Origin of the sequence: Caballeronia sp. LZ032, from assembly GCF_031451315.1 — a bacterium.
Taxonomy (GTDB): Bacteria; Pseudomonadota; Gammaproteobacteria; order Burkholderiales; family Burkholderiaceae; genus Caballeronia.
This window is the reverse complement of sequence record NZ_JARUXP010000001.1, coordinates 1,008,634-1,021,337: the sequence shown is the minus strand read 5'-3', so window position 1 is coordinate 1,021,337 and position 12,704 is coordinate 1,008,634. Positions and strand designations below refer to the sequence as shown.

The window sequence follows — 12,704 nt, the reverse complement described above, 5'->3', positions numbered from 1 at the left end:
TTACAGCGCTCAGCCCAGATGCGACCGCTGCGCCTTGTACAGCTCGCGAAAGGTCCGGCCGACGGGCGCCGGCATGTCGCGCGTTGCGGTCCAGCCGGCGCCGAGCGGCAGGCGTGCAATCGACCGGTTCTTGCCGCCCATGCGCTCCAGCACGCGCACCGCGAGTTTCGTGAACAGCGAATAGGCAGTCGGATGCTTCGCGAGATAGCCCCACATGGCGAGCCCGGCGCGCTCCTTCCACGGGCGCAGGCGCCGCTCCATCTGCTTCTCGCGCAGCTTGCGCAGCAGGTCCGACAGCGGAATCCCCACCGGACACACGCTGTTGCACTCGCCGCATAGCGTGGCGGCCTGCGGCAGGTCGAGCGCGCGGTCGATGCCCACATACGCCGGCGTCAGCACCGATCCCATCGGCCCGGGATACACCCAGCCGTACGCATGTCCGCCGATCTTCTGATACACCGGACAGTGGTTCATGCACGCGCCGCAGCGGATGCAGCGCAGCATCTCCTGGAACTCGCCGCCGATCAGCCCGGTGCGCCCGCCATCGACGAGCACGAAGTACATGTGCTCGGGACCGTCGGTGTCATCCGGAGCACGCGGACCGGTCAGCAGCGAGAAATAGTTCGACACCGTCTGTCCGGTCGCCGAGCGCGGCAGCAGGCGCATGGCGGTCGCCAGATCCTCGAGCGTCGGCAGCACCTTCTCGATGCCCGTCACCGCGACATGCACGCGCGGCATCACCGTACACATGCCTTCGTTGCCCTCGTTCGTGACGACCGCCACCGAACCCGTTTCCGCGATCAAAAAATTGCCGCCGGTCACGCCCATGTCCGCCGACATGAAATGCGGCCGCAGCACCTCGCGCGCCTCGCGCGTCATTTCGGGAATGTCGGTCAGGCGCGGCTTGTGGTGCGTCTTCGCGAAGAGATCGGCGATCTCGTCCTTATCCTTGTGCACGACCGGCGCGATGATGTGGCTCGGCGGCTCGTTGTCGTTGATCTGCAGGATGTATTCGCCGAGATCGGTTTCGATCGACTGCACGCCCATCTCGCCCAGCACGCGATTGAGCTGCATCTCTTCCGACACCATCGACTTGGTCTTGATGACCTTCTTCACGTCGTGCTTGCGCGCGATCTCGGCCACCAGCCGCGCGGCGTCCTGCGTCGATTCGGCGTACAGCACGGTGGCGCCGCGCCGGGTTGCTTCGCGCTCGAAGGTGTCGAGCCAGACATCGAGATTCTCCAGCGCCCGGTTGCGCCGTTCCTTCAACGCCGCGCGCGTCGCCTCGAAGTCGATGTCGCGCACCGCGTTCGCCCGCCCGGTGACGAACTTCGTCGACAGCTTCTTGAGGTTCTGTTGCAGGCGTTCGTCCGCGAGCTTGCTGCCGGCGCGCGCCTTGAACTGCATCGTCTGAACTTGCATGGGGAGTGCTCCGTCCGTTGCCGTCAGGCGCCGGCCGGCGCGTCGCCGGCGAGCACCTGCGCGATGTGCAGCACGCGTGTCGTGGTATCGCCGGTGCGGCGCAGCCGGCCTTCGATGTTCAGCATGCAGCCGAGATCGCCCAGCACGACCGCATCCGCCCCGCTCGCCCGGATGTTGGCGCATTTTTCGTCGACGATCGCCGTCGAGATGTCGCCGTACTTCACCGCGAAGGTGCCGCCGAAACCGCAGCAATGCTCGCAGGCCGCCATTTCCGTCACGGGCACGCCTGCCTGCGACAACAGCTCGCGCGGCTGGGTCTTCACGCCCAGTTCACGCAGGCCGGAGCAGGAATCGTGATAGGTCGCGGTGCCGTCGAAGCCCGCGGGTTCCATCCGCGCCTGCGCGATCGTCACGAGGAAATCGGTCAGTTCGAACACACGCGGCTGAAGCCTGGCGAAGCGGCTCATCAACTGGGGATCGTCGCGGAACAGGTCGCCGTAATGCGCGCGGATCATGCCGCCGCAGGAACCGGACGGCACCACGACATAGTCGAACTGCTCGAATTCGCGCAACGTCTTTTCGGCCAGGTCGCGGGCCAGCGGGCGATCGCCGGAATTGTACGCAGGCTGGCCGCAGCAGGTCTGCGACGGCGGCACGACGACCTCGAAGCCCGCGCGCTCGATCAGCTTGATCGCGGAGAAGCCGATCTCCGGGCGCATCATGTCGACGAGACATGTCACGAATAAACCGACTCGCATGAGGGCGTTTCCTGTTTTGTAGAGTGATGTGAACGCCCGGCAATTATCCGTGAAAACGCCGCCGCGCCGGCCCGTTCACCGCGATTCGCACGAGCGGCTCGTCCCTCGCAGGCAAATGGCCTGCTTGCCTTTTCACGATACGAGATACAATTGCATTTCCGCTGTTTGACGCATCAACCGATTTTTCACGATGAGCGATACGAACCCGGATTCAAAGACCTCCATTCAGGTGATCGAACGCATGATGCGTCTGCTCGACGCACTCGCCGATCACACCGATCCCGTCAGTCTCAAAGAACTGTCGCAGAGCACCGAGCTGCATCCGTCCACCGCGCACCGCATTCTCAATGACATGGTGCTGTGCCGGCTCGTCGACCGCTCGGATCCCGGCACGTACCGGCTGGGCATGCGCCTGCTCGAACTCGGCAATCTGGTGAAGGCGCGCCTTTCCGTGCGCGAAGCCGCGATGCCGCCGATGCGCGAACTGCATCGCCAGACGGGCCAGACGGTCAACCTGTCGGTGCGTCAGGGCGACGAGATCGTCTATATCGAGCGCGCCTACTCGGAGCGCTCGGGCATGCAGGTGGTGCGGGCAATTGGCGGGCGGGCGCCGCTGCATCTCACGTCGGTGGGCAAGCTGTTCCTCGCCGCCGACGAAGCCACGCGCGTGCGCGCTTACGCGACGCGCACGGGGCTGTCGGGACACACGCAGAACAGCATCACCGATCTCGCGAAGCTCGAACGCGAACTGCTGCTGGTGCGCCAGCAGTCCTGCGCGCGTGACAACGAGGAGCTTGAACTGGGTGTGCGCTGCATCGCGGCGGGCATCTACGACGATACCGGCAGGCTGGTTGCGGGGCTGTCGCTGTCGGCGCCCGCCGACCGGCTGCAGGACGCGTGGCTCAAGCAGCTGAGCCACACGGCGCTGGAGATTTCACGCTCGCTCGGCTATCACCCGGAGCAGGCCGCCGCGGAGGCGCAGCAGGCACAGCACGGCGCGCATGCGCATCGCTGAACCGTCTTGACTGCGTAAATGAAAAGGGGATTCGTCTTTCGACGAATCCCCTTTTTTGCTTTTCCAGCCTGGCCGATGCGCCGGGCGTGATCCAGCTTACGGATTCGCGCCGCCGCCCATGTCGGCGCTCATGATGTGCGGTTCGCCGAGCGTGTCGAGATACGAGCGCAGACGGCCGGCATCCGCGAAGCGCGAATACTTGCCGTAGGAATCGAGCAGCACCATCACAACCGGACGGCCGTGAACCGTTGCCTGCATCACCAGGCACTCGCCCGCTTCGTTGATGAACCCGGTCTTCTGCAGGCCGATGTCCCACGACGCGTTGCGGATCAGCGCATTCGTGCTGTTGTAGGCGAGATTGCGCTTGCCGGTGAAGACGTCGTAGCTGCGATCGGTCGAGAACTTGCGGATCAGCGGGTACTGATACGCGGCGTTGACCATCTTGGCGAGGTCACGTGCGCTCGACACGTTCTGGCTGGTGAGGCCGGTGGAATTCTCGAAGTGGGTATCGCTCATGCCGAGCGACTTCGCCTTCGCATTCATTGCGGCGATGAACGCCGGACGTCCGCCCGGGTAATAACGGGACAACGCGGCTGCGGCACGGTTTTCCGACGCCATCAGCGCGATGTGCAGCATGTCCTCGCGATTCAGCACCGAACCGACCGACAGACGCGAGCCGGTGAACTTCTCGTAATCGCGATCTTCGTCGGTGACGGAGATGTCCTCGGTGAGCGGTGCGTGCGAGTCGAGCACGACCATGGCCGTCATCAGCTTGGTGATCGAGGCGATCGGCACGACGGCGCGGGAATTCTTGTCGAAGAGCGTTTCGGAGGTGTTCTGGTCGATCACATAAGCCACGCTCGAACGCAGCGCGAGGCTGTCGGGCGTGTCATGCAGACCGAATGCCTGTCCCACCGAAGGCGAACGCGGCTGGAACGCCACCGCGTGGACCGCGGCGCGCCGGGCGTGCGGCTCCATGCGATACGTGACACGGCGCTTGCGCGACGCGCGCGGCGCGTCGTCATCGTCGTTCGCGGCGGCGACCTTGGCAGCCTTCGCCGGCTTGGGCGATTTCAGCGCGGTCTTCGCGGCACGTGCAGGCTTGGCGGCCTTGGTGACGGATGGTGTCGATTGGGCGGATTTCTTGACGGTCTTGCTGGCGGTTGCAGTCTTTGCGAGGGCTTCAGCCGGAGCCGCTGCGAAGGACGTCGCTACTGCGATGGAGACGGCGAGCGACAGCGCGGATCGCACTGCGACGCCATGCACCACCTTCAACGACGAAAACATTTCGGTTTTCATTAGTGTTCTGTTGGGCGGCTGGAGGGTACCGCCAAGTGTAGTGAAGCTACGAAATTTAAGCAATATTAAGCACTTATCGGTGCTCTTTAAACCGAGTTGTAAGCCGTGATTGCGTAATGTCGATGACGAAACGCACTCCGATCGGAAAAAACGATCATTCCGGCAGAAGATTGCTGCAAGAGCGCGCTTTTACTACATGATGACAAGCGCTCTATCGGCAATACTTTCCGTGACTTTAGTCAAACGCTTAACAACGCGTCAGCAACAACGAGGTTTTCGAAACGGGGACGGGTGTCGGAAGCGCGGGGGACAGCGCACAGCGGGTCGGACAGCCGAGATGTTAACGGTTCTTCACGATTTTGGTGTACGCCGTAAGGCCAAAAGTAAGACGAGCCCTCTAAATAAGCTGTGCGCGGTTGCGCCGCGGCAAGCTATCCGCCGAATGGACCGGTCCGGCGCGCGCGCTAATTCCAAACATCAAAGTTTCATCGAAGCGTGATTTCATCAGCATCACGCTCCCGCCGACCGCCTGCACGCTTGATTCCAATGTGGTGCACAAGGGTTTTCACGGACGTCCGCAAGCCCCTGAACGTTACTTGTAAGTCTCTGTTTAAACTGAGTTTTATCCCGTTTGTGCGATGCACAAAAAGAGCTTGACATCGTTCGGAATATCACTAAAATGGCTTTCATGTTGCGACGCACCAATCGCAGTTGCACTGAACCGGCAACGGTTGTCGCCGGATCTACCCAAACCACGACCCGCGTTGATGGGTCGGCCATCAGGAGCCTGAGATGACGCTGTTGACCCCCGAGCAAATCGCCGCTGCCCAGAAAGCCAACTTCGACACGCTGTTCGGTCTGACGAACAAGGCGTTCGAAGGCGTCGAAAAGCTGGTTGAACTGAATCTGCAAGTCGTGAAGTCCACGCTGGCCGAAAGCCAGGAAAACGCGCAACGCGCGCTGTCGGTGAAGGACGCACAGGAACTGCTCGCGCTGCAAGCCAGCCTGACGCAGCCGGTCGCGGAAAAGGTCCTGTCGTATGGCCGTCACCTGTATGAAATCGCATCGGCCACGCAAGCCGAATTCGCCCGCGTCGCAGAAGTGCAGTACGAAGAACAGAATCGCAAGGTGCAAACGCTCGTCGACAACGTCGCGAAGAACGCACCCGCTGGTTCGGAAACGGCTGTCGCCGTGATGAAGTCGGCCATCACCGCCGCCAACACCACGTACGAAACGGTCCACAAGGCAACGAAGCAAGCCGTCGAGATCGCTGAAAGCAACTTCAACGCAGCCGCCACGGCCGCCACGAAGGCTGCTACGCAAGCGACCGAACAAGCTTCGCGCGTCGCCAAGAAGTCGGTTGCCTGAGTCTGCTGCCGGGCCTCGCCCCGGCTGACTGACGAAGCACCAGCAGAACCCGGCCACTGTGCCGGGTTTTTTATTGCCCGTGCCACACAAGACGTCGCGCATAAAAAAAGGCGCGCTCCCTTGCAGGAGCGCGCCTTTTGCGTTGGTTCAACGCGTAGCGAACTTACTTCTTGCGCTGCGGCGGCAAGTCCGTGCAGACGCCTTCATACAGCTCCGCCGCCATCCCGACCGATTCGCCGAGCGTCGGATGCGGATGGATCGTCTTGCCAATATCCGTGGCATCCGCGCCCATCTCGATCGCGAGGCACACTTCGCTGATCAGGTCGCCCGCATTCAGACCGACGATACCGCCGCCGATCACGCGATGTGTTTCCTCGTCGAAGATCAGCTTGGTGAAGCCCTCGTCGCGGCCATTGGCGATCGCGCGGCCCGAAGCGGCCCACGGGAACACCGCCTTGCCGAACTTGATGCCTTCCGCCTTGCACTGCTCTTCCGTCTTGCCGGCCCAGGCCACTTCCGGATCGGTATAGGCCACCGACGGAATCTGCAGCGCATCGAAGTACGCCTTCTCGCCGTGCGCCGCTTCCGCCGCGACGTGGCCTTCATGCACGGCCTTGTGCGCGAGCATCGGCTGGCCGACCAGGTCGCCGATCGCGAAGATGTGCGGCACGTTAGTGCGCATCTGCTTGTCGACGTTGATGAAGCCGCGCTCTGTCACCGCCACGCCCGCCTTGTCCGCGCTGATCTTGCCGCCGTTCGGGCTGCGGCCCACCGCGAGCAGCACGAGGTCGTAGCGTTGCGGCTCGGCCGGCGCCTTCTCGCCTTCGAAGGTCACGTAGATGCCGTCTTCCTTCGCTTCGGCCTTCGTGGTCTTCGTCTTCAGCATGACGTTGCCGAAGCGCTTGGCGTTGAACTTTTCCCAGACCTTCACGAGGTCGCGGTCCGCACCTTGCATCAGGCCGTCGAGCATTTCGACGACGTCGATATCGGCGCCGAGCGTCGAATAGACGGTGGCCATTTCGAGGCCGATGATGCCGCCGCCCACCACCAGCATGCGCTTGGGCAGCTGACGCAATTCCAGCGCGCCGGTCGAATCGACGACCCGCGGATCGTCCGGGAAGAACGGCAGCTTCACGGCCTGCGAACCGGCCGCGATGATCGCCTGCTTGAACTTGACGACCTTCTTGCCGTCGGCGCCCTGCACTTCCATGTGATGCGGATCGACGAAATTGCCGACGCCCGTCACCACCTGCACCTTGCGCGCTTTCGCCATGCCGGCGAGGCCGCCGGTCAGCTTCTTGACGACGCCTTCCTTGAAGCCGCGCAGCTTGTCGAGGTCGATCTTCGGCTCGCCGAAGCTGATGCCGTGCGCGGCGAGTTCGGCGGCTTCGTCGATGACGAGCGCAGTGTGCAGCAGCGCCTTCGACGGAATGCAGCCGACATTCAGACACACGCCGCCAAGCGTCGCATAACGCTCGACGAGCACCGTCTTCATGCCGAGGTCGGCGGCGCGGAAGGCCGCCGAATAGCCGCCGGGACCGGCGCCGAGCACGAGCATGTCGCACTCGACATCGGCCGCGCCGGCGTAGGAGCCGGCCTGCGGCGCCGGAGCCGAAGGTGCGGATTGCGCCGAAGCCGGTGCCGCGGCAGGAGCCGAAGCCGCCTTCTGCGGTGCGGCCGCAGCAGCCGCGCCGCCTTCCAGCGTCAGGACCAGCGTGCCTTCCGACACGTTGTCGCCGACCTTGACCTTCACTTCCTTGACGGTGCCGGCAGCGGGCGAAGGCACGTCCATCGTGGCCTTGTCGGATTCGAGCGTGATGAGCGACTGCTCCTTCTCGACCGTGTCGCCTGGCTTCACGTGCACTTCGATGACCGGAATGTCCTTGAAGTCGCCGATATCCGGCACCTTCACGTCCTGCACGGCGCCGCCCGAAGGCGCAGCCGGTGCCGCAGCAGCCGGTGCCGAAGCAGCCGGAGCCGCCGCAGGCGCCGCCGCCGCGCCTTCGGTCTCGATCATCGCGATGACCGTGCCCTGCGAAACCTTGTCGCCCTGCTTGACCTTCACTTCCTTGATCGTGCCGGCCGCGTCGGCGGGCACTTCCATCGTGGCCTTGTCGGTTTCGAGCGTGATGACGCCCTGTTCCTTCTCGATGCGGTCGCCGGCCTGGATATGGATTTCGATGACATCGACATCGGAGAAGTCGCCGATGTCGGGTACTTTCAGTTCGACGAGACTCATGGTGTCCCCTAAGAAAAGAGCGGTTGGACCGGACATTACCGGTCCCCGTCGGTCGGCCGCGGTCCCGGACCCGCAGGTCCGGATGCGGCCCCGATCAAAAGATCAAAGAATGACGCGACGGAAATCGCCCAGAATCGCCGACAGGTACGCGTTGAAGCGCGCGGCCTCGGCGCCGTCGATGACGCGATGGTCATACGACAGCGACAGCGGCAGCGTGAGGCGCGGCACGAACTGCTTGCCGTCCCACACGGGCTTCATCTGACCGCGCGACAGGCCGAGGATCGCGACTTCGGGCGCGTTGATGATCGGCGTGAAGTTGGTTCCGCCGATGCCGCCCAGCGACGAGATCGAGAAGCAGCCGCCCTGCATCTGGTCGGGCTTGAGCTTGCCGTCGCGCGCCGCCTTCGACAGGTCCGCCATTTCCTTCGCGATGTCGACGAGACCCTTCTTGTCGGCGTCGCGGATCACCGGAACGACGAGGCCGTTCGGCGTATCGGCCGCGAAACCGACGTGGTAGTACTGCTTGAAGACAAGGTTGTCGCCGTCGAGGCTGGCGTTGAAGGTCGGGAACTTCTTGAGTGCGGACACCACGGCCTTGATGACGAACGCCAGCATCGTGAACTTCACGCCGGCCTTCTCGTGCTCCTTGTTGAGCTTGACGCGCAGTTCTTCGAGCTCGGTGATGTCCGCTTCGTCGTTGTTCGTGACGTGCGGAATCATGACCCAGTTGCGATGCAGGTTCGCGCCCGAGATCTTCTTGATGCGCGACAGCGGCTTCGGATCGACCGGGCCGAACTTCGTGAAATCGACCTTCGGCCACGGCAGCAGGCCGAGTTCGCCGCCACCGCCGCCGGCCGGAGCGGCCGCTGCGGGCGCCGCGCCCTGACCCGACATCACGCCCTTCACGAAGCTCGTGATGTCCTGCTGCGTGATGCGGCCCTTCGGACCCGTGCCGCGCACGCGCGCCACGTCCACGCCGAGTTCGCGTGCGAACTTGCGCACCGAAGGCGATGCATGGCTCGACGAACGCGTGCCGTCGCCGGCAGGCATCACGGGCGCCTGCGCGAGCGCGGACGGCGCTTCCTTCGCGGGCGCCGGTTTGGCCGGCGCGTCCGGCGCCGCTTCGGTCTTCGCGGCCGGAGCGGGCGCAGCGGCCGGTGCCGATGCACCTGCGCCGCCTTCGAGCACGAGAATCAGCGTGCCTTCGGAGACGTTGTCGCCGATCTTGACCTTCAGTTCCTTGACGGTGCCCGCGGCAGGAGACGGCACGTCCATCGTGGCCTTGTCGGATTCGAGCGTGACGAGCGACTGTTCCTTCTCGACCGTATCGCCGACCTTGACCGCGATCTCGATGACCGGAATGTCCTTGAAGTCGCCGATGTCCGGCACCTTCACTTCGACCACGCCACCGCCCGAACCAGCGGCGGCGGGTGCGGCGGCGGGCGCCGGCGCGGCGGCCGCTTCCTGCTTCGTTTCTTCCTTCTTCGGCGCTTCGGCGGCGCCGCCTTCCAGCACGACGATCAGCGTGCCTTCCGACACGTTGTCGCCGACCTTGACCTTCACTTCCTTGACGGTGCCGGCGGCGGAACTGGGCACGTCCATCGTCGCCTTGTCGGACTCGAGCGTGACGAGCGACTGCTCGGCCTCGACGGTGTCACCCGGCTTGACCAGAACCTCGATCACCGGAATGTCCTTGAAATCGCCGATGTCCGGCACTTTGACTTCGATCGCTTGACTCATTATTAGTGTCTCCTGGTTGCACGCGGCCTCTCTCCGCTTCGGAAAGAGGCCACGTCACAACACACGGGGGCGATGCCTTTAGACGGTCATCGGGTTGGGTTTGGACGGGTCGAGGTTGTACTTCTTGATCGCCTCGCCGACGACCTTGCGCTCGATCGTGCCTTCGTCGGCGAGCGCGTTGAGCGCAGCCAGCGTGACCCAGTAGCGGTCGACCTCGAAGAAGTGGCGCAGCGCCTCGCGCGTGTCCGAGCGGCCGTAGCCGTCGGTGCCGAGCACCACGAACTTCTGCGGCACGAACGCGCGGATCTGGTCCGTCAGCGCCCGGACGTAGTCGGTCGATGCAATCACCGGACCCTTAGCGCCCGTCAGCAGCTTGGTCACGTGCGGCACGCGCTTCTCTTCCGCCGGATGCAGCAGGTTGTAGCGCTCGATGGCCTGGCCTTCGCGGGCCAGTTCGGTGAAGCTCGGCACGCTCCACAGGTCGGCGGACACGCCCCAGTCGTTCTTCAGCAGGTCGGCGGCGGCGATCACTTCATTGAAGATCGTGCCCGCGCCCATCAGCTGGACGTGCGCCTTCGCCGGCGCCTCGGACTTCCTGAACGCGTACATGCCCTTGATGATGTCGGCCGCCACGGCGTCACCTTGCGGAATCGCCGGGTGCTCGTAGTTCTCGTTCATCACCGTGATGTAGTAGTACACGTCTTCCTGGTCCGCGACCATGCGGCGCAGGCCGTCCTGCATGATGACCGCGAGTTCGTAGCCGAAGGTCGGGTCGTAGCTCACGCAGTTCGGGACGGACGCCGCCCACAGCAGCGAGTGGCCGTCTTCGTGCTGCAGGCCTTCGCCGTTGAGCGTCGTGCGGCCCGCGGTGCCGCCCAGCAGGAAGCCGCGCGAACGCATGTCGCCCGCGGCCCAGGCCAGGTCGCCGATGCGCTGGAAGCCAAACATCGAATAGAAGATGTAGAACGGGATCATGATCTCGCCGTGCGTCGAGTACGACGTCGCGGCTGCGATCCAGTCACACATGCCCCCTGCTTCGTTGATGCCTTCCTGCAGGATCTGGCCGGTCTCCGATTCCTTGTAGAACATCAGCTGGTCGGAGTCTTCCGGAATGTACTTCTGGCCGTCCTGATTCCAGATGCCGATCTGGCGGAACAGGCCTTCCATGCCGAAGGTACGCGACTCGTCCGGCACGATCGGCACGATGCGCTTGCCGATGGCCTTGTCCTTCAACAGGATGTTGAGCACGCGCACGAAGGCCATCGTCGTGGAGATTTCGCGGCCTTCGCCCGTGCCCTTGAGCAGCGGCTCGAACGCGCTGAGCGCCGGCACCGGCAGCGATTCCGCCTTCTCGCGGCGCGCCGGCAGATAGCCGCCCAGGTCCATGCGCTTCTGGCGCATGTATTCCAGTTCCTTCGAGCCTTCCTCGAACGTGAGGTACGGCACGTCGGCGATCTGTTCGTCGGTCAGCGGCAGGCGGAACTGGTCGCGGAATTTCTTCAGCGTGTCGATCGGCAGCTTCTTCTGCTGGTGCGTGATGTTCATCGCCTGGCCGTGCTCGCCCATGCCATAGCCCTTGATGGTCTTGGCGAGGATGACGGTCGGCGCGCCCTTCGTCTTGGTGGCGGCGTCGAAGGCGGCGTAGATCTTGTGCGGGTCGTGGCCGCCGCGGTTCAGGTTCCAGATGTCTTCATCGGACCAGTCGGACACCAGCGCCTTCAGTTCCGGCGTGTTGAAGAAGTGCTCGCGCACGAACGCGCCCGACTCCGACTTGTAGGTCTGGTACTCGCCGTCGACGACGTCCATCATGCGGCGCATCAGCGCGCCCGTCTTGTCGCGTGCGAACAGCGCATCCCAGCGGCTGCCCCAGATCACCTTGATGACGTTCCAGCCGGCGCCGCGGAACTCGCTTTCGAGTTCCTGGATGATCTTGCCGTTGCCGCGCACCGGGCCGTCCAGACGCTGCAGGTTGCAGTTGATGACGAACACGAGGTTGTCGAGACGCTCGCGGCCGGCCATGCCGATCGCGCCGAGCGATTCCGGCTCGTCCGTCTCGCCGTCGCCGAGGAACGCCCAGACCTTGCGGCCTTCGGTCTTCGCGATGCCGCGCGCCGCCATGTACTTCATGAAGCGCGCCTGATAGATGGCCATGATCGGGCCGAGGCCCATCGACACGGTCGGGAACTGCCAGAAGTCCGGCATCAGCCACGGATGCGGATACGACGAGATGCCCTCGCCGCCCACTTCCTGGCGGAAGTTGTTGAGTTGCTTCTCGGTCAGGCGGCCGAGCAGGAACGCGCGCGAGTACACGCCCGGCGACGAGTGGCCCTGCACGAACACGAGGTCGCCGCCGTGATCTTTCGACGGTGCGTGCCAGAAGTGGTTGAAGCCGACGTCATAGAGCGTCGCGGCCGACGCGAACGAGGCGATGTGGCCGCCGACGTTGGTGTCCTTGCCCGCGCGCAGCACCATGGCGATGGCGTTCCAGCGTGTGTACGAGCGAATCCGGTGTTCGACGTCCTGGTCGCCCGGAATCTTCGACTGCGAGGCGACGGGGATCGTGTTGATGTACGGCGTGTTCGCCGAGAACGGCAGGTGCTCGCCATGCACGCGAGCGAATTCGATTTGTTTCTCGATCAGGTAATGCGCGCGATCAGGGCCGACCGCGGAAATCACGCCGTCGAGCGCCTCGAGCCATTCGGCGGTTTCCTGGGGATCGTCGTCCTTGGCGTTGGCGACATATTTGAGAACTTCGTCGGGTACAGCGGACATGCTCGTCTCCTGATGTGAGGAACACTCTTGAACCACTGGCGCGCGCCCGTAAAAAAGCGGGCCCGGCCGCGTGCCGGCAATTCTAAAGAGG

The 12,704-nt window shown here is 63.9% G+C and carries 8 protein-coding genes; 2 read left to right on the top strand and 6 right to left on the bottom strand.

The genetic code is table 11. The annotated features are described in order from the left end of the window. Window positions 1-9 precede the first annotated feature (9 nt). Both QCE69_RS04680 and QCE69_RS04675 read right to left on the bottom strand, forming a co-directional pair. Entirely contained in the window at window positions 10-1,422 is a 1,413-nt protein-coding gene (locus tag QCE69_RS04680) for a lactate utilization protein B (RefSeq protein ID WP_309929648.1), read from the bottom strand. Between the two features lie 23 nt (window positions 1,423-1,445). After that, window positions 1,446-2,180: a (Fe-S)-binding protein gene (locus tag QCE69_RS04675; protein ID WP_309929646.1), complete on the bottom strand. Its 735-nt coding sequence runs from the start codon at window positions 2,178-2,180 to the stop codon at window positions 1,446-1,448. 190 nt (window positions 2,181-2,370) lie between these two features. Between QCE69_RS04675 and QCE69_RS04670 the strand changes: the two genes are divergently transcribed. Beyond that, window positions 2,371-3,195: an IclR family transcriptional regulator gene (locus QCE69_RS04670; RefSeq protein ID WP_309807930.1), complete on the top strand. Its 825-nt coding sequence runs from the start codon at window positions 2,371-2,373 to the stop codon at window positions 3,193-3,195. A gap of 96 nt (window positions 3,196-3,291) precedes the next feature. On the opposite strand, the gene pbpG is transcribed toward QCE69_RS04670, so the two are convergent. Then, a complete protein-coding gene (gene pbpG / locus QCE69_RS04665) occupies window positions 3,292-4,494 on the bottom strand; it encodes a D-alanyl-D-alanine endopeptidase (protein ID WP_309929644.1) in 1,203 nt (400 codons plus the stop codon). A 792-nt stretch (window positions 4,495-5,286) separates the two neighbouring features. Here pbpG and QCE69_RS04660 point away from each other — a divergent pair. Beyond that, the gene (locus tag QCE69_RS04660) at window positions 5,287-5,862 is read left to right on the top strand and encodes a phasin family protein (protein ID WP_309807927.1); all 576 of its coding nucleotides are present in this window, start codon (window positions 5,287-5,289) and stop codon (window positions 5,860-5,862) included. 163 nt (window positions 5,863-6,025) lie between these two features. On the opposite strand, the gene lpdA is transcribed toward QCE69_RS04660, so the two are convergent. The 3 genes from lpdA to aceE form a co-directional block, all read right to left on the bottom strand. Continuing rightward, window positions 6,026-8,101, bottom strand: coding sequence for a dihydrolipoyl dehydrogenase (lpdA, locus tag QCE69_RS04655; RefSeq protein WP_309929643.1), 2,076 nt, complete (start codon window positions 8,099-8,101; stop codon window positions 6,026-6,028). Window positions 8,102-8,203: 102 nt separating this feature from the next. Then, window positions 8,204-9,841 (bottom strand): dihydrolipoyllysine-residue acetyltransferase, encoded by a 1,638-nt coding sequence (aceF, locus tag QCE69_RS04650; protein ID WP_309929642.1) that lies wholly within the window; start codon window positions 9,839-9,841, stop codon window positions 8,204-8,206. A gap of 78 nt (window positions 9,842-9,919) precedes the next feature. After that, window positions 9,920-12,613 (bottom strand): pyruvate dehydrogenase (acetyl-transferring), homodimeric type, encoded by a 2,694-nt coding sequence (gene aceE / locus QCE69_RS04645; protein WP_309929641.1) that lies wholly within the window; start codon window positions 12,611-12,613, stop codon window positions 9,920-9,922. Between the last annotated feature and the right edge of the window lie 91 nt (window positions 12,614-12,704).